The organism is Komagataeibacter kakiaceti JCM 25156 (assembly GCF_000613305.1).
Window position 1 is genome coordinate 55,973 of the sequence record NZ_BAIO01000001.1, and the last position, 17,717, is coordinate 73,689.

The following is a 17,717-nucleotide window of genomic DNA, read 5'->3' on the forward strand; positions in this document are numbered from 1 at the left end:
ACTGGGCACCATTCCCCTTATCAGGGAACATCCGCAGAATTTGTCAGACTGGGCAATTCGATCCATTTGCTGAACGCATCGATATCGAGATGTCCGATAATCCGGTCTTTTATCGTTATGAGGCCGCTTAAGATCTTATGGGTTCCCTGCCCTGCCGCCGTAGGAATTGGCTTTATGTCATCATAGGTCAAAGTGACAATATCCTGCACTTTATCGACCAGAAGACCCGCAGGTTCTCCACGCAGTTCAACAATAATCACTGCCGCCGGCACGCCACGCTCATTTTCAACCTTATGCTCTTTCCCTGTATCGAAAATAACATGCATGTCGATGACAGGTATCATCGCCCCCCGCAGGTTCATAACCCCCTTGAGATAGGGCGGAGCGGATGGAAGCGGACTTCCCCCCGTCCAGATACGGATTTCCATGACATAGAGAATGGGGAGCGCATAAGCCTCCCCATTCACGATAAAGGTCAGTACCTGCAACGCCTGCTGCTGGTCACTATGCCGATTACTGGAAGCAAGCATTAAAAATCAGCCGCCCATCCATCTAGAGTTTCAGGGACTTTGGCTCCAGCCGGGAGCTTCTTCTGGGAAGGCTGGGGGGCCGCGATGGTCTTCGGCTTCCCGGATGTTCCCCTCATATGGAAGTGGCTGACCACCATCATCAGGTTCGAGGCCTGGCTTTTGAGATTATGCGCGGCTGCGGCCGTCTCTTCAACCATGGCCGCGTTCTGCTGGGTCGTGGTGTCTATATGGGAGACGGTGGTGTTGATTTCCTTGAGGCTGGCAGCCTGTTCCCGCGCCACGGTCGCGATTTTCGAGACATGGCCACTGATGGATTCCACCTGGGACACGACGGTGCGGAGTTCCTTATTGGTCTGTTCGACCAGTTTCACACCATCCGTGACATGACGCTTGGAAATGCCGATAAGATCGCGGATCTGCTTGGCCGAGTCAGCAGACCGCTGGGCCAGGGAGCGCACCTCATTGGCGACAACGGCAAAGCCACGCCCGGCTTCCCCCGCGCGGGCGGCTTCGACGCCAGCGTTCAGGGAGAGGAGGTTGGTCTGGAAAGCGATCTCATCAATCATGCCGATAATCGCAGCAACCTTCTCGGAAGAAGCCGCAATTTCCTCGATGGCGACCATCGCGTCCTGCATGACATCACTCGAACGCTGGACAGAGGAATGCGCCACATCAGCCGAGCGGTTGGTTTCAAGGGCGGCTGTCGCGGTGTTCGAAACGCCCCCGGTGACATTATTGACGGATGCGGCCGTCTGCCCCAGTGCGGCGGCCTGCCGTTCCGTTCTCTGGGCAAAGTCATCCGAAGCCTGAGCAATTTCCACCGCCCCGTTCTGGATGAGCGACGATGCTGAGGCAACACGTGTCATGGCGTCGGACAGGGAGATGAGCGCGTCATTGAAGTTCAGACGCAGCGGTTCAAATTCCTTGGCGAAGGGCGAAGAGAAATGGAATGTCAGATCACCATCCGCCAGCGCCTTGAGGCCACGCCCAAGATCGGCGATCAGGGCGTTCTGCTGAATTTCGCGCTGACGGGTCTGCTCCATAAGCACTTCCTGCTCCCGTGCGCTGTCAGCGGCCTGCTTCTGCAGGTCAATCTGGCGCAGAAGTGCATTGCGGAACGTTGAAAGCGCGTTGGCCAGTCGGCCCGCGCAATCGGTCCAGCTCAGGAACGGTATGTTTTCGTTCAATGTGCCTGATGCAATCCGCTCGGTCAGGCCCGTGATGGTCTCGAATGGCTTGGCGACACGATTGATCAGCACCCACCGGATGCATACGACCATTACCGAACCAAAGAGAAACTCACCTAGGGTGATGATCCTCTGGTTCTCAATGGAAAGCTGAAGCTCGAAGCAGATGACCTGAACAAAGATCTGAAAGATCATGTAGGCCTGAAGACAGGCAGTAACTACGGTAATCTTTTTTCTTAGAGGCGCACGCTCAGTAAACCAATTTAACATGTTACTGTACCATTTATGTTTGTTGCGCGCAGATAAAGCACGGTCATGACGCAGCGCGGCACTGTTCGGATGGGAAGATTATCGGCCAGATATTCTGTTGTTGGCAACGCATTCAGAGACCATCATTCTATACCCCCGTTTCTAGATTGCGTCACGCAAATGGAAAAGAGGGCCCCACACATGGCTGCCATTTTAGCAGTCACTTGTCTTGATAGTTTCCCTAATATATTCCGGTCTTGAGATATATGTGCATCCTTGGCTCCGCGCTGGCCGTTACTACTTTAGGTTGAAAGTAATACACTCATGACGGGAGACGGGACGGATGCCCATGTGCTGCTGGTTGAAGCTGAAAAGACGACCCGTGATCTCTATAACGCCGTTCTGCTTGGCTCCGGGTTCGCAACCGAACTGGCCACTTCAATCCTGGAACTGAAGCGGCGCATCCGGTACACGAAATTCGATATCATCCTGCTCGAATTACAGCTACCCGATGGCAATGCGCTGGAGACCATATCGGAACTGCGGCGCGATACATCCGCCGGCATTATTGTGGCGACATCATGCTGCACAATGAATGATCGTTTGCGTGGACTGGAAAATGGCGCGGATGATTATCTTGAAAAACCGCTGCATCCGCGGGAACTTGTCGCGCGTGTTCGCAATTTGTCGCAGCGGTTGAACATGGCGGCCGGGCCGGGCAAGGAAGGCTGGTTTACCATTTTGCCGGATGGAAGATCGACCTTGCCACACGAAAGATATGGCTACATAGCAACATCGAGATACACCTGACGGAAAATGAATTCAGGCTGCTTGACACCCTGATCCGCAATGCGCCTAGGCCGGTGCATCGTGATCGTCTTCTTATGCTGCTTGATGAAGATATTACGGTTCGCGCTGTTGATAAAGCGATCTACCGGATGCGTACAAAGCTGCACGCCGTTCTTGGCAAGTCGGAGCCATTTGTCGAAACCGTTCATGGTTTCGGTTACAGGCTTGTTGCCAAACGGTTATGATCCCGTTTCTTTTTTAGAAAAACCATTCAGGGGATTCATGCCGCGCGCACCAGTTTTTGCGTAGGCAGATATTTCCCGACTGTTACGGAAAAGACCGGCCCGCATCATGGCGGACCGGTCAGATCATTATGACTGCTTCATTGCAATCGTGGTCTGGAGCAGTTCATCGGCGGTCGTGACCACTTTCGTATTGGCCGAATAGGCTTCCTGGGCAACGATCAGGGAGGACAGATCGCTGGTCAGATCCGTGGTCGAGGATTCCACATAACCGACCGAGAGGGTTCCCGTACCATTCTCACCCACAACACCTGTTTTCGCGCTGCCAGAGTTCGCGGTGGCGGTATAGGCCTGTCCATCAACAGCGTTCAGGCCATCGACATTGGCGAAGTTGCTCAGGGCAACCTTGCCGATAAGCTGCGTGTCGCCGTTATCGAACTCGGCCATGATGGACCCGTCACTTTCGATCTCGCTCCTGTATAAGTACCACTCGATACACTGTCCGAAGTCAATGACGTAGTATCGGTGGACAGGGCCGTTGTCGAAAGGGAAGCGCCACTGAGATCCATGGTGTAGGTCGTATTGTCAACGGATGCCGTCAGGCTGCTCAATCCCGATACCGTTGTGCTGGGATTGGTCAGATCGGTAACGGATTTGACCGAACCATCCGTATTGAAAACAACGCTGTAAGAGTCGGAACTGACGGACGAAGTGGAAGAACTGTCGTAAGGATTGACCGCTGAAACCGTCCACGTCGCGGGGGATGCGGATGTCTGGGTCCATTTGACGGAAACAGGCGTGGTTCCGACATCCGTCGGCGCCGTTACATAGGACTGATCCGAGCCCGTGGTTGTTCCCAGCAGGGTATTGGCAGCCATCGAAATGGTCTTGGTCGATGTATCGGCTGTCAGGGCCGTGACCTGGCTTGTGCTGACGGTGTTGCTGCCGGCCGCCGCCATTGTGGTGCCGCTTGTGCCGCCGATTGTACCCAGGTCAAGCTGCATGGTCTGCGTGACGCCATCGTAATCAGCTGAAATGGGGATCGAGGCGGTAGCGCCGGTGGTGGTCGAGCCAACGGTTGCGCCTGTTGTCGCATTCATGACGGAAGCCAGTGTACCATCACTATTGAATGTGACCTGATAGTCATTCGCTGCGATCGAGCCCGTTCCGCTCGCGTCATAGGCGCTGACATCCCAGACCAGCGGGTTGCTCGAACTCTGTGTCCACGAAACGCCAACCTCATGGGGCTGGGCATTCGCGTCATATGTCGTGACCGGAGCGGTCGTATATGTCTGGGGTGTATAGCTTGTGCTATCGGACGGCAGGGTGCCAATCACAGCGGACTGGGTCAGGGTTGTCGTTTCCGTGGGACGGAACGCAACATTGGCGATGTTGATCTGGGTCAGATTGTTGCTGACCTGCCCGGTCTGGCTGTTGACCATGTAGCCATCAAGATAATAACCGGCGGTGTTGACCAGATAACCGTCCTTGTTCTCGTAGAATTCGCCGTTGCGCGTATAGTACTGTTCATCCTGGAACTGGGTCGTTCCAGCCGTGGTCGCGCCGGTTTCCTCGGAGACGTCGAAGAGGCCATTGCCCGAAATCGACATGGCCAGACTGTCGGTGCTGGCGGAGGCCGTGCCCTGCTGGTCCACATGCTGGATGGTCAGGGCGGAGACGGAATCCGAGATGTCCGCAGACGAGGAATTGCCATTCAGCGAGTCCGCCACAAAATCCTGAAAGGCCGTGGAGTCAGCCTTGTAACCCACCGTCTGACTATTGGCGATGTTGTTACTAAGGTTTGTAAAGGCGGTCGACTGCGCGTCAATCCCGCTGACAGCCGTAGTAAGGGCATTAAAAATCGACATGAGCTGTCCCTGACCCGAGCGCGCTGTTGTCTGTCCCGTCCGCCAGCCGGCAGAAAAAAACCATCGTCCCACCATGCCGATGATACCGCATGATGCTGCCAGCCTGCCGTTTCCGGGCGGGCGGCATAAGCCAGTGGCTTTTACGGGCATGGAATGGCGGCCGAAACATCCCCAGCGCGTCACCTGTGCCTATGTTTTTTCTGACTAGCATGCGCATCGCGAAATGCAAGGATTTCCTTCAATCCGCCCTTCCGGTTACCCTTTGTAACCCGGTGAAACACATTATGCCGGAGCGTTGGCGGCTTTCATCCACCTAACGCGGGGACGCACGGGACCCCGGGGTCTTGAGTTTCATCACATAGGCGATAATGGCGGCCACGGGCTGGAAATATTCCGGGGGTATTTCAGAATCCAGCGGGAGTGTGTACAGGGCGCGCGCCAGTGGCGGGTTCGCGACCACGGGCACCCGTGCGTCTTCCGCCGCATGGCGGATACGGGCGGCAAGATCATCCGCTCCCTTGGCGACGATCTGGGGCGCGCTGTCCATGCCGCTTTCATACAGAAGCGCAACGGCATAGTGTGTGGGGTTCGTGACCACGACCGTGGCTTTCTGGACCGCCTCGATCATACGGCGGCGGGCGCGGCGGCGGCGGATCATCTGCAGGCGCCGTTTTACAAGCGGATCCCCCTCGGTCTGGCGCGCTTCTTCCTTGATGTCCTGGAAGCTCATGCGCAGCCCGCGTATTCTGTTATAGCGCGTCCACAGATCATCCAGCAGGGCAATACCGCATTGCACGACAAGAATGATCAGCGTGGCATAGGCAAACCATGAAATGAGTTCTTTGGTGAGGCGGATGGTCGTCCATCGTTCGGCTTCCGGGGCGATCTGGATCGTTCCCTTGGCCACGCCGTAAAGAAGGAACCCGAACACGATGAACTTGGTGCAGCTTTTCAGGGTTTCGATCAGGTTGGTCAGGCTGAAAAGACGCTTGATGCCCCGCATGGGTGACAGGCGCGTAAGATCGGGGGCGAGCGCCTCGGGCCGCCACAGAAACCCGGTCTGCAGCAGGCCGCAGATGGTGACGACAACAATGCTGACACATACGAGCGGCGCCGCAAGCAACGCCCCTTCAAGCCCCATCTGTATGGCGACCCGCTGGATGGATGTCATGTCCTGCGGGATGCTGTCAAAATGGCTCATGATGCCGCGCATATGCTCGATGAACCTGTGACCCGACCTGGCAGATGTCAGGGTAAAGATGAGCAGGAATCCGCCCAGAGCCAGAAGCATCTGCAATTCGCGGGACTGGGCGACATTCCCTTCCTCACGCGCGCTCTGAAGTTTTCTTTCGGTAGGGGCCTGACTCCGTTCGCCGCCACCGGATCCTTCATCCGCCATATGGCCCTGTCCTTAATGCCGCGCGCCGCCGCCGGCGCTTATTCCCGGCAGGCCGATGAGCAGGTCACTCATCCTCTGCTGCCAGAAACCGGTCATGACCTGAATCAGCATGGCCAGAAGCAGCACGCCACCCAGCAACTGTGCCGGCATGGCCAGTGAATAGACCTGGATGGCGGGAAGCAGCCGGTTCAGGACACCCAGCATCGCGGGCCATAGGGTGCCGATCAGGACAAATGGCGCGGCGAGCTGGAGTGCCAGGCGAATGTCTGCGCCGTGGTTTCAGTAACGCTTCGGGCCATGTCACCCAGCGGTGGCATATGCCCCGGTGGAAACAGGTTGTATGAACCCGCAATCGCCGCCAGCGGCAGCACGTACAGGCCCGTTATCAGGAAAATGACCGGGATCAGCGAGGACGCCATATGGCTGATCGCCGTGCTGCCCGCGCCCAGTTCGGCATCCGGCTGGAGCACACTGGCCAGCCCGGTGAAAACGGCGATGATCTGCATGGAAATCGTAAGCGCCATGGCCAGAAGCCGGGCCAGTGACCCGATGAATACACCGCACAGCAACTCGCCCACGATAATCGCGACCGCCAGCGAGGGTATATGCAGCGCCTGCCCCGAGACCTCCATGATATGATCCTGCACCACCGGCAGAATCGTTATCGTCGTGGCGAGAGCAAGACCGGCCCTGACCACCATGGGGGATGTGGTCTCCCCCAGGGCGGGGGCGGCCATGATCAGGGCGCTGACACGGCAGAGGACAACAAGGAACATGGCGGCCAGAACGGCGATGGATCCGCCGGGAAAGGACGGATCGTCCATCATCCCGAAAATGCCGCCTGCCGGTTCCGGTCAATGTTCATGAGCCACCGACCATGACCATCTGGTCAAAGATCGCCTGCGCGTATGTATGCAATGTGGAATACATGAACGACCCCGTCAGCAGGAGAGCGCCCATGGCGGCCACGAATTTCGGCACGAAGGAAAGCGTTGCCTCACTCACCTGCGTCATGGCCTGAAACAGGGAAACCAGCAACCCCGCGCATAGCGACGCCAGCAGGGATGGCGCGCCCATCTTTACGGCCACAATCAGTGTCTGGCGCAGTATTTCATGAATATCGACCGTATGATGCATATGGCGGTCTCAGATCGACATTTTCATGACGTCCTGATAGGCCTGAACAACCCTGTCCCTGACCGTGGTAACGGTTTGTAGGGTCAGTTTGGCTTCCTCGACAGAGGTGGTTATGTCCGTAAGATTGCCCTTGCCCGACAGCCCGGCGGCGGTCTGGGCCTCGGCTGTTTTGCCGGTGCTGATGGCGCCCCTGACCGCGTTATCCAGTGCTGCGGTAAAGCCGGATACGGGATCCGAGGACTGTGAACCGCCATCAGTGTCCGTATCGCCGGTGGTTGACTGCGCCGCCTGCTGCGTCAGACCATAGGCGTTGTTCGCGTCGAGACTGCGTGTGGTGATATCGCTTATCATCGTGTTCCCGTTCAGCCCCCGCATGTCTGTCAAGGGGTGAAAGCGCATTCCTGCCAGTTAATCATGTGATCAATAGCCCAGTGCTTCAGTCATCACAAGTCCCGCGGGCTTTATGGGCCTGTCATAGCCTTCCAGTCATGTCCCGGGCCAGACAGCCATGGCAAATGGGATTGCCATGGACTAACAATCAACCCGGACCTTCGTATGGAGGTAGATCATCTCCCGGTTCCCTGTTCGTGGGAAAGGACGTAATTGAGTGAGTGACCGACGGAATATGACTCTCGTGCATGCCGGTATGGGCGCGGCCCTGTTCGTGGCACTTCTTTCCGCAGGCACATGCAGGGCGGCCAGCACGCCGGCCGGTAAGGCGGCATCCCATACTACGGGGGAACAGCAGTCCACCAAGATGCCGGGCACGGATGGGGGCGGCATCCAGTGCACGAGCGGGCCTGTCTATGTTGTGGAAATACATGCCGTCAACACCAGTAACGATGATAATGCCGGCGTTGTCGTCGGATCGGCCTCGACGGAAATCTGCTCGACCAATGCGACCAAGTTTTCCGATATTATAATGTCGGGCACAATAGCCGACAATACCGGTCCCGTCGCCGCCAGCGTGAAGACAGGCGTGGAGGGCGCGGTGCAGATACATGGGCGCACCGTGGATATGAATGCCAATATCTATGCCCCGCCCAATGATCTGGATACGACACAATGCGCGCAGCAGGACAGCGGCAGCTCATGCAAGCCCCATCCATTCGCGGTGAATTTTGTCCGGACATGGGTCTTCACGCCGGGAAAATGGATGAATTTCCGTGCCGGAACGGATGCGACGGGCCATTCCGTGTCCCTGCTGGTCAGACTTTCGGACAGCCTGTGACATAACGGATAAAAATCGGTTCGGATCGCAGGAAGAACCGTACGCCCTGACTGCGGTCAGACGTTCCCATAAGAGCCGTTGAACCGGCACCGACCGGCCGTCTGTCTGGTCATCTTCGTTGACCATAAAATGGTAAAGAGAAACCCAGCGCAAGCCCTGCAAGGGCCCGCAGGGAAAAGGCGGCTTCTTAATATATGCCTTCGGGCAAAAAAATACCCCCGGCCGAAGCCGGGGGTATCTGTCGTCAAGACCCTGCGTCCGAAGCAGATTAGCTCTGGAACAGCGAGAGAATGTTCTGAGACTGGCCGTTCGCGATCGTCAGGGACTTGATCGCCAGCGACTGCTTGGTCTGCAGGGAGGTCAGCTTCGCGCTTTCGGCGGACATGTCCGCATCGGTCAGGGCGCCGACACCGGCCGTCAGGTTGTCGGAAACGGTCGCACCGTAGGTGGACATGCTGGACAGCAGCTGGGTATTGGCGCCCAGACGATCCGTAACGTCCGTCATGGCGGTAATGGCCTGCTGGACCTGGCTGATCATGGCGCTGACGTTCACGGTCCCGCCGGTGTTGAAGGTGCTGGCGATGGCCTGGCTACCGGCGCTGCCAGTAAAGACGTTGGAGACCGGGTTCTGCCCCGCTGAACCAGATGTTGACAGACCAAGGGCATCCGTCAGCGTCGTGCCTGCGGATCCCTTCACCAGCACCGAAGAGTTGACGGTAACGTCACCCGCAATCAATGAGTTGAAGCCGGTAATCGTTGCCGTATCACCCTGCAGGCCCGTCACGTAGTTGAGCGAATCCGCGGTGATCGAAAGACCGTCGCTGGTGCCACCGGACAGGAGGTTCACGCCGTTGGTTGTGGCATTGCGGGCAATGGTATCAATCTGGGTGAGGTAGTTGGTGATTTCATCCCCGATCCCGGCGATGGACGTCGGGCTGCCCTGGTTGTCACCCAGCGTGGTGACCGCGGACTGGATGTTATGCAGGACACTGATGATCTGGTCGGCGGCACTCGTGGTGCTGCTGACAACCTGAGAGGCGAAGGACAGGCCATCATTCACCGCGCCCTGACCGGAGATGTTGCCGCTCATCTGGGCCGCGATGCCGAAGGCGGCGGGGTTGTCAGCAGCCGTCGAAACCTTCAGGCCGGTGGAAACGGCATTTTCCGTCGAGCTCAGTTCGGTCTGGGTCGCGTTCAGGGTTTCAAGGGCGACCATCGCCGAGGTGTTGGTGTTAATCGAAAGTGACATTGTTATATTCTCCGTCTCAAACTGGCTGTTCGCCAACGCAGGATCAGTAGAGCTTCAAATGGCTAAGAGAAGGTAAGGCGGACGAATATTTTTTCGAATATCGTAAAAAATATCGGATGGACTGAGCGCGGAATCCTGTCCGTGATGCAGCATCATGGGCCGGGAAAAATGCCCCGTCTGGCAGGAATTACGGCCGTATCCCTTGGCAGGGCGTGGAGGCTATCTGAATCAACGCATTGATAAATAATAATATTCCTGAAAATTCCGCCTTTTTTCAGATCGGTGGCGTTTTCTGAAGCTTTTTGAAAAAAGCTTCACCAAAACTTCCTTATGATTTTCAGGGTGTCTTGAAGACAGTCCTTGAACCCGCCGGAATTACTGGCGTGACGGCGTAAGGGGGCCCTGCGCGGGTTGCTGCTGGACAGAAGCCGTATAGGACACCGTACCACCTTCCGTCCCCTGATCCGTCCTGCCATCGCTTACCGCCGAGACCCGGATGGGGCGGAAGCTCCGGACGCCAGCCAGGAACTGGGAGACAAGGTTCACACGCTCCGGCGTCATGGAACCCATGATGGCCGCTATCTTCCGGGGATTCATCTGGCTGGCGATGGAAACCAGCACATGAATATCCATGATATTGAAGACCGCCGCCGCCTCCTTGGGGGGCATGTCCTCGTATATCTTCACCAGCCTGTCGGTTTCAGCCAGCACGTTTTCCCGGTGAGCCGCCTGTTTTTCCGCAAGCAGCGCCATGGAAGCGTCCAGATCGTGCATTTTTTCATTCAGCGCGGTCTTGGCGGCATCCAGAACATGTTTCTGTTCGGCCATGTTCTTCTGCTCGCTGTCGATATCGGACCGACGGGCGAGAATATCCTTGACGAGATCCGCTTCGGCCTTGCTGACTTCCGGGTCGAAATCTCCCCCGAATTTGCCCGCTGATGACTGCATGCTGGCGCAGGACAGGCCTTTCGGGCAGTCGCCATCAGTCGCGCCCTGCCGGGCGGCTGAAGACTGGGGCTGTGTCTGTGCATCGCCACCACCGGCGTCATCCGACTGAAGAAGCGGGATCCATCCCTCGATCGCGTTCCTGTCCGCCTTGGTGCTGACATGCTGGGGCGGCAGGATGGACGCGGTATCGGCAGGGGGCGCGTCTTCATGGGTCTCCCCATCTTCCGCGGCGGCTTCGGTCACGGCGGGCTGTGGGGTCTTCTGTGTGCTGCCATCCTTCAGGTGTCCGGCAAGTGCATGCATATTCATCGCCAGCAGCAGGGTCATCAGGCTGGATGAGATATGTACAAGTTTCCCGAATGACAGACGGGGTATACGCATTACACTCTGGTCCACTTGCGGTTTTCTGGTGGTCGCCACAAGCAATGTCTCCGGAAAAACACGGAGGCATATATAGTCATATGGACCAGAAGCGGGCCATCAGGCGGTGCCTTTCCGGTGCTGGTCCATGCTGCTTGTACCCTTACTGGCTTATTCCCGGTTATTCCGGATCCTGCCCCGGATCCACAAGAACCACATGGCCATCCGCTGTCGCGGCGGAATGCAGGGCTTCATCCATATTGTCCCAGCCCGTTACCGAAGCGGGAGCCGGCTTGGCCCCGTCACCGGGCTGCTGCGCGGTCATATCGGTGGTAACGTCCGGTGCGGCGGTTTGGGCGGGCGCTGGCTGCGTATCGGGAACAGCCGCAGCCACGGGCGCCGCCGGTTTGCTGGCGGTTTCGGGTTTGGCAGCGGTGGTGCCAGATGTGACGAGCCGGATCTCCCCGGTCAGGTCGGCATCCTTGTGAATGCCGCAGCCGGTATGCCCTTCCAGAACAATGGTGCAGTTTTCCACTTTCGCGGTGGCGCTGGCGTAAAACCGCTTCGTACGGATCACGGCTTCTTCCACCCGGCCACGGATGATGACCTCATCCGCCAGCAGTTCGCCGGAAACGATGCCGGATTCAAGAATATCGACAGTTGGCGCGCGCAGACGGGCGTTACGGACACTGCCGCCCACGATGATGGGGGTATCCGTCTCGCACTCCAGATTGGCGACATTCAGCCCCTGGGCAAGTATGGTCTGGGTTGGCTCAGCTGCCTTGCCGAACACGTTGTCACCGTCGTTCATACTGTTTTCCTTAGGACTTTCCTGCCTGACCATGCCTGCACGTCCGTTCCTGACGGTTTGGCCCCATTCGTGCCCCGCACGCTGGCTGTCGGTAAGCCGTTCCGTGCCGGTTACTCATGTGCCCAGAAAGTTCCGGACGCCGCACAGAGTGTTGATGCTGTGAAGTAGCCGCCCCTGTCAAGCCATGCAATAAATTTGATGCGCCGGAAGGGAACCTTTTTCTGTCTGGTGTACACTAATAGCCGCAGTAGAGGGGGATGCCGGGAATAAATCCCCGCTCCTGCCCGTTGATGGACCGCCTGCATGACCCGATCGCGTCAGACCCACATGCGGGAAAGAAGCCGGGGCGCGACAAATCCCGAAGAAGCCGTAAAAAAGAAACGTATCGTTGTGTAACGGCGACACGATTAAAATATAGTTAATCAATCGCGTCCCTACCGGGTTGCTTTTTGTCCCAGACGCTCCTTTTCTGCCTTACCTTATGGTTCAGGCATCGTTATCATAAGATCTGAGTACTCCCGTGCTGCTCTGACGGGCATGACTGAATGTAGTGGCAAGGCGAGATGCAGGGATATCGAATGGTTAAGGCGCTGGAGGATTTTTTGGCTTCCTGTTCTCGTGTTGTAATAAAGTAGCGCTTTATCCTTATGCAGAATATATTGGCGAGCTGAAGGGTCTCGGACGCACGCGGTTGGCCGCGCTGGGGATCGCGGCCGCGGTTCTCCTCTCGACGCTCGGGTTTCTTGTTTTCCGTAGCAGCGGCCAGTCCATGGCGCTGCTTTACAGTGACATCGACCTGAGCGAAGCGGCCGAAATGGTTGATGAGCTGGGAAAGGCCCATATCGCCTCCACCACCAGCCCTGACGGAACAAGCCTTTATGTTCCTCATGACAAGGTTGCCACCGCAAGGCTGCTTCTCGCGAAGGAAGGGCTCCCTACCGGCGGGGCGATCGGTTACGAGCTGTTCGACAAGAGCGGCACACTCACCAGCACGCAGTTTGAACAGACGATCAACGAGACACGGGCGATGGAGGGAGAGCTTGAACGCTCCATCCGTCTTCTGCACGGGGTGCGTAACGTCAGGGTCCACCTTGTCCTGCCGCACCGGGATCTTTTCTCGACCCAGACCAGCCCGTCGCAGGCCAGTGTCGTCCTTGACATAGGCAGGACGGGCCGTTTCAGCCCCGATGGCATTCAGGCCATCCAGAACCTGGTGGCCGCCGCCGTTCCGGGCCTGCGCCCGCAGGGCATATCCATCGTTGACACACGCGGCGACGTTCTGGCCCGGCCCGGCGACCCCGACAGCGCGGCGGGACAGGAATCCACGCTGGACAAACTTCGCTATGCCGAGGAACAGCGGCTGGCGCAGGCCGTGGAAGATATGCTGACCCCCACCCTGGGCGCCGGTCATGTGCGCGCCCGCGCGGCGGTCACCATGGACACGGACGAAATCCGCGAGACGGACGAAAGTTACGACCCGAACCAGCAGGTCCTGCGCTCCCAGCAGACAAGCTCGGACAAGACCGTCAATACCGAGGCGAACCCGAATACCACGGTGGCGAACAACCTGCCCAACGCCAACGCCAATCAGGATAACAGGACCGGTTCGACAGGCGACCGGGAAGATGAGACCAACAATTACGAGATCGGCAAGCGCGTCCGTGTCATAAGCCAGACACGCCCGCGACTGGCCCGGATCAGCCTTGCGGTCATGGTGGACGGTTCGTTCATCAAGGCCAAGGATGGCAAGGAAGTCTGGCAGCCATTCGACAACGCCAAGATTGACCAGATCACAACGCTGGCGAAGACGGCGATCGGTTATGACAAAAGCCGGGGGGACGAAGTCAATGTCGTCTCCATGCCGTTCATGCCGGATGCCGAAGGCGCCTTCTCGACACCCGCCACCAATCTGTGGAGCCGTGAGACCCTTATCTATATCGCGGAATGGGTCATCCCGCTTCTCCTGGCCCTTGGCGCCATCTACATTGCCATCCGGCCGATGCTGCGCCGTGGCGGACTGGGTGGGCTTGCCCTTGCCGGTGGCCATATGCGTGAAGGGGTGGCTGGCGGAGCGGAAGGCGCTGCCCGTATAAGTGGCGGGGGTGGACCGCTGGATTCCGCCGAAATATCCGAAGATGGTACGATCAGTGTTGAAGGCGTCGACGGGAAGATGCGTGCGGAAGCGATCACGAAGGTCGCTGACCGTATCGAGGAAAGCCCCGAGGAGAGCATTCTTATCATCCGGAACTGGCTGGCCGCGCCAGAAACCCCGACGAAAGGAGGCTAGATATGGCTGAATCCGCGATAACCCCGGTTGCTTCCGCCAATCCGCCCCCTTCCGTTAGCGCGCATCTGAGCGGTCGGCAGAAAGCCGCCATCCTCATGCTGGCTGTCGGGCGCGACCGTTCGGCGAAGCTCCTGAAACTGCTGCATGAGGATGAGATCCGCGATATTTCCATCACCATGGCGGGTCTCGGCCTGGTGCGGGCCGATATTGTGGAGGCGGTCTGCCACGAATTCACGCGGAACTTTGAATCGTCCGACGGTCTTGTCGGAACCTACGAGACCACGGAGGAAATGCTGCGCAAGGCCCTGCCGGAAGAGCAGGTGGAAAAGATCATGGACGAGATCCGTGGTCCGGCCGGCAGGACGATGTGGGACAAGCTCGGCAATGTGCAGGAGACGGTTCTCGCCAATTACCTGCGCAACGAATATCCGCAGACGGCCGCCGTCATCCTGAGCAGGCTCCAGCCCGCGCACGCCGCGCGCATTTTCGCGCTGCTGCCGGAAGATTACGCAACGGACGTGATGATGCGTGTCCTGCATATGGAAACGGTGCAGCGGGAAGTCCTGGACAGCGTGGAGGCAACGCTGCGTTCCGAGTTCATCTCCTCGCTTGGGCGCTCGTCGAAGCGGAACAGCTACGAGCTTCTGGCGGAAGTCTTCAATAACTTCGACCGCAAGACCGAGACCCGCCTGATGGCGTCAATGGACAAGCGCAATCACGAGGATATGGAAAAGGTGAAGGCGCTCATGTTCACCTTCGAGGATATCAAGCGCCTGCCCCATGTCTCCCTCATGCGGATTGTCAACGAGGTTAACCGTGAAAAACTGCCGCTGGCCCTGAAGGGCGCTTCGGAAACGGTGCGGAAGATGTTTCTGCAATGCATGTCCAAACGCGCCGGGAACATTCTGCTGGAAGAGATCGAGGCGCTTGGTCCCGTGCGCGTCAAGGACGCGGACGCCGCGCAGACGGAAATCGTCGCCACCATCAAGAACATGGCGAATGCCGGTGAAATCGACCTGGCCGAAAATGGCGGCAATGACGAGATCATACCGTGACGACCCCACCGGTTCCCCCTTCTAGCCACATGCACAGGCCACGACGGACAGGCCCTCCACCATCCATGCGGGTATGCCGATCCGGGATCTGGCGGATATCGAGGATTTCGGCGTTGTCCCCATGACGGTGGCGGACAATCTTGCCGCGAAGGAAGAGGCACAGCCGGAAACGCCCGAGCCTGACCCGAACCTGATCACCATGACGCGCGAGGAAGCCGATGCCATCCGCAAGGCCGCGTTTCATGCCGGTTTTGAAAAAGGGCAGCAGGACAGGGAACAGGCGCTTCAGGAACACTATGCTGGCTGCGTATCCTCCCTTACAGACATATTCAAGGCGGAGAATGACCGGCGGAACCAGGTCATGATGGCGGCGGCGAAGGCCTTTCTCATGACAGTCGTGGATATTGTCCGCACTCTTACGGCGCTTGACGGATCCGTGGTGGCAGGCATGCAGCGGGATCTGATCCTCGATGCGGTTGCATTCGTCAAGGAATGCGATGGCCCGGTGAAAGTGCAGTGCAATTCCGCCGATGCACAGCGCCTGACCACCCTGCTGCGGGGAAATCCGGCCGTCAGGATAGAGGCCACGAAGGGTTCCGCAGAGGATGCAATACGTATTACATCAGCAGCGAACACCATTGTCATCGACCCCGGGCAGTGGCGTAAAGCTGTTGCAGAGAAAATTGTTGCCGCCGTTACAGCCTCGCGCAGCAGCGGGGGGGGCGGAACGTGCAGAAAGCATAGACCAGGCGGAGAGAACCATGAGCACAGGCAACGCGGATATCGGGCTTGAAGATTTCACTTCGACCCCGACGGATACCCCGCCCGCGGCGGATGCGGCCGCATCGGACGCGAAGGAACCGACCGGGGCCGCCCAGATGGAGGCGGTCTATGATATTCCGGTAAAGATCACGGCTGTCATCGGCACGGCGACCATGCCGGTCAGCCAGCTTCTCAGGCTCGGGCGCGGGGCCGTCGTGGAGCTGGACAAGAAGCTGGGGGAAGCGGTCGATATCTATGCGAATAACCGGCTGATTGCCCGTGGTGAGGTCGTTGTCGTGGACGATAATCATATCGGCGTCACGATGACGGAAATTCTCTCGGCCTCTCCTACGTCCAGCTAGGTATGGACGCAGTACCCGCGACCGGAGTTCTGGCCGCGCCCCAGGCAGGCTCCCTTGCACATGGCGCGGGAACGTTCGGCACCGCGTGGCTGACGTGGATTGCGTCATTTGTCATCGTCATCGCGCTCATTCTGCTGAGCCGCTATGGGTTGCAACTGCTTGAACCCTACCTGTCGCGGCGCCGCCAGACCCGTCATCTGGCCGTGGTTGAAAGTCTGGCCATAGATCAGCGCCGGCGTATCAGCATCATAAAATGCGGCGGGAAAAAGGGGCTGATCCTGACCGGGGGCGGGAATGACGTGTTTCTGGGCTGGATGGAGGATGAGGCAGGAACCGCCAGTTCCTTTGATAATCCACCGGATTGATGCGAATAGTGGAGCTAACGCGTTGACATATCCGTCTTTTACGGGACGTGCCGCCAGAACCGGGGTTCTTTTTGCCTGTATCGGGGCTGTTGTTGCCCTGGCGGCCATGCCGACGCTGGCGCATGCCCAGTCCCTGACGGTCGATCTTGGAAAAGGGATGGGCGACGCGGGCACGACCAGCCGCCTGATCCAGCTCACGGCTCTCATCACCATTCTTTCGCTGGCGCCCAGTCTGCTGGTCATGGTGACCGCGTTTACGCGGATCATTATTGTCCTGTCCCTGCTGCGCGGTGCGATCGGGGCGCAGGGCACGCCCCCCAATACGGTACTGATCGGGCTTGGGCTATTCCTGACATTTTTCGTCATGCAGCCCGTTCTTGAACAGTCATGGGTTCAGGGAATTTCCCCCATGATGGATGGCCGTGTGAGTGAAATGGAAGGTCTGGCGGCGGCGGCGGAGCCTTTCCGGGGGTTCATGCTGGCGAATGCCCGGCCTGCTGATCTCACCACGTTCCTGCATCTTGCAAACGTAGCCCCACCGACCACACCGGCCGCCATGCCGTGGCGCGTGCTCATACCGGCGTTCATGATTGGTGAACTGAGCCGGGGCTTCGAGATGGGCTTCCTGCTCTACCTGCCGTTTCTTGTCATTGATATTGTGACATCCAGCGTTCTCATGAGCCTTGGCATGATGATGCTGCCACCGGCTACCATTTCGCTGCCATTCAAGCTGATTTTCTTCGTGATGGTCGATGGATGGCAGATGGTGGCGGGCGGACTGGTCAGAAGTTTCGGTGGCTGAGGACGCTACACGGCGGGCAATATCCTGACATATGGACGCAGGCAGCCCGTTCAGATCAGGATGTGGCGATGGCTACCCTGATCC

At 58.1% G+C, this 17,717-nt stretch carries 19 protein-coding genes and 1 pseudogene; 9 read left to right on the top strand and 11 right to left on the bottom strand.

The features are described from left to right. Positions 1-20: 20 nt before the first annotated feature. Positions 21-530 (bottom strand): chemotaxis protein CheW, encoded by a 510-nt coding sequence (locus tag JCM25156_RS00285; RefSeq protein WP_025811460.1) that lies wholly within the window; start codon positions 528-530, stop codon positions 21-23. After that, positions 530-1,912, bottom strand: a complete 1,383-nt coding sequence (locus tag JCM25156_RS20290; RefSeq protein ID WP_025811462.1) for a methyl-accepting chemotaxis protein — start codon at positions 1,910-1,912, stop codon at positions 530-532. Before JCM25156_RS20290 ends, JCM25156_RS00285 begins: the two co-directional genes overlap by 1 nt. Before the next feature lie 405 nt (positions 1,913-2,317). On the opposite strand from JCM25156_RS20290, the gene JCM25156_RS26895 reads away from it, so the two are divergent. After that, entirely contained in the window at positions 2,318-2,776 is a 459-nt protein-coding gene (locus JCM25156_RS26895; protein ID WP_051577430.1) for a response regulator transcription factor, read from the top strand. Positions 2,777-2,808: 32 nt separating this feature from the next. Continuing rightward, on the top strand, positions 2,809-3,000 hold the full coding sequence (locus JCM25156_RS30300) for a winged helix-turn-helix domain-containing protein (protein WP_242402349.1): 192 nt from the start codon (positions 2,809-2,811) through the stop codon (positions 2,998-3,000). A gap of 126 nt (positions 3,001-3,126) precedes the next feature. Here the strand turns inward: JCM25156_RS30300 and JCM25156_RS30305 are convergent, their stop codons facing one another. From JCM25156_RS30305 to JCM25156_RS00325, 6 genes and pseudogenes are all read right to left on the bottom strand, one after another. Next, complete coding sequence (locus JCM25156_RS30305; RefSeq protein WP_242402338.1) at positions 3,127-3,444, bottom strand: flagellar hook-basal body complex protein; 318 nt, start codon at positions 3,442-3,444, stop codon at positions 3,127-3,129. Then, positions 3,393-4,865: a flagellar hook-basal body complex protein gene (locus tag JCM25156_RS20300; protein WP_242402339.1), complete on the bottom strand. Its 1,473-nt coding sequence runs from the start codon at positions 4,863-4,865 to the stop codon at positions 3,393-3,395. Before JCM25156_RS20300 ends, JCM25156_RS30305 begins: the two co-directional genes overlap by 52 nt. A gap of 313 nt (positions 4,866-5,178) precedes the next feature. Beyond that, on the bottom strand, positions 5,179-6,264 hold the full coding sequence (locus tag JCM25156_RS00310) for an EscU/YscU/HrcU family type III secretion system export apparatus switch protein (RefSeq protein WP_025811464.1): 1,086 nt from the start codon (positions 6,262-6,264) through the stop codon (positions 5,179-5,181). A 12-nt stretch (positions 6,265-6,276) separates the two neighbouring features. Continuing rightward, positions 6,277-7,091 (bottom strand): annotated as a pseudogene (locus JCM25156_RS20305) (flagellar biosynthetic protein FliR). 34 nt (positions 7,092-7,125) lie between these two features. Further along, positions 7,126-7,401, bottom strand: a complete 276-nt coding sequence (locus tag JCM25156_RS00320) for a flagellar biosynthetic protein FliQ (RefSeq protein ID WP_025811466.1) — start codon at positions 7,399-7,401, stop codon at positions 7,126-7,128. A 9-nt stretch (positions 7,402-7,410) separates the two neighbouring features. Continuing rightward, on the bottom strand, positions 7,411-7,752 hold the full coding sequence (locus JCM25156_RS00325) for a flagellar hook-basal body complex protein FliE (RefSeq protein WP_025811468.1): 342 nt from the start codon (positions 7,750-7,752) through the stop codon (positions 7,411-7,413). A gap of 256 nt (positions 7,753-8,008) precedes the next feature. On the opposite strand from JCM25156_RS00325, the gene JCM25156_RS00330 reads away from it, so the two are divergent. Beyond that, positions 8,009-8,632, top strand: coding sequence for a hypothetical protein (locus JCM25156_RS00330; RefSeq protein WP_148299247.1), 624 nt, complete (start codon positions 8,009-8,011; stop codon positions 8,630-8,632). A 268-nt stretch (positions 8,633-8,900) separates the two neighbouring features. On the opposite strand, the gene JCM25156_RS00335 is transcribed toward JCM25156_RS00330, so the two are convergent. From JCM25156_RS00335 to JCM25156_RS00345, 3 genes are all read right to left on the bottom strand, one after another. After that, on the bottom strand, positions 8,901-9,881 hold the full coding sequence (locus tag JCM25156_RS00335) for a flagellin (protein WP_025811472.1): 981 nt from the start codon (positions 9,879-9,881) through the stop codon (positions 8,901-8,903). A 375-nt stretch (positions 9,882-10,256) separates the two neighbouring features. Next, on the bottom strand, positions 10,257-11,138 hold the full coding sequence (locus tag JCM25156_RS00340) for a MotE family protein (RefSeq protein WP_242402342.1): 882 nt from the start codon (positions 11,136-11,138) through the stop codon (positions 10,257-10,259). A gap of 232 nt (positions 11,139-11,370) precedes the next feature. After that, positions 11,371-12,000 (bottom strand): bactofilin family protein, encoded by a 630-nt coding sequence (locus tag JCM25156_RS00345; protein ID WP_148299248.1) that lies wholly within the window; start codon positions 11,998-12,000, stop codon positions 11,371-11,373. Between the two features lie 691 nt (positions 12,001-12,691). Between JCM25156_RS00345 and fliF the strand changes: the two genes are divergently transcribed. From fliF to fliP, 6 genes are all read left to right on the top strand, one after another. Further along, positions 12,692-14,287: a flagellar basal-body MS-ring/collar protein FliF gene (fliF, locus tag JCM25156_RS00350; protein WP_025811478.1), complete on the top strand. Its 1,596-nt coding sequence runs from the start codon at positions 12,692-12,694 to the stop codon at positions 14,285-14,287. Positions 14,288-14,289: 2 nt separating this feature from the next. Beyond that, positions 14,290-15,342 carry a flagellar motor switch protein FliG gene (fliG, locus tag JCM25156_RS00355; protein ID WP_025811479.1) on the top strand — a complete coding sequence of 351 codons (1,053 nt, stop codon included), beginning with the start codon at positions 14,290-14,292 and terminating at the stop codon, positions 15,340-15,342. Positions 15,343-15,415: 73 nt separating this feature from the next. Continuing rightward, positions 15,416-16,135, top strand: a complete 720-nt coding sequence (locus JCM25156_RS20310; protein WP_148299250.1) for a FliH/SctL family protein — start codon at positions 15,416-15,418, stop codon at positions 16,133-16,135. After that, on the top strand, positions 16,104-16,466 hold the full coding sequence (gene fliN / locus JCM25156_RS00365) for a flagellar motor switch protein FliN (RefSeq protein WP_025811481.1): 363 nt from the start codon (positions 16,104-16,106) through the stop codon (positions 16,464-16,466). Before JCM25156_RS20310 ends, fliN begins: the two co-directional genes overlap by 32 nt. Positions 16,467-16,468: 2 nt before the next feature. Further along, positions 16,469-16,831: a flagellar biosynthetic protein FliO gene (locus JCM25156_RS00370; protein WP_025811483.1), complete on the top strand. Its 363-nt coding sequence runs from the start codon at positions 16,469-16,471 to the stop codon at positions 16,829-16,831. Positions 16,832-16,937: 106 nt separating this feature from the next. Beyond that, positions 16,938-17,633, top strand: a complete 696-nt coding sequence (gene fliP / locus JCM25156_RS00375) for a flagellar type III secretion system pore protein FliP (protein WP_148299251.1) — start codon at positions 16,938-16,940, stop codon at positions 17,631-17,633. The last annotated feature ends 84 nt before the right edge of the window (positions 17,634-17,717 follow it).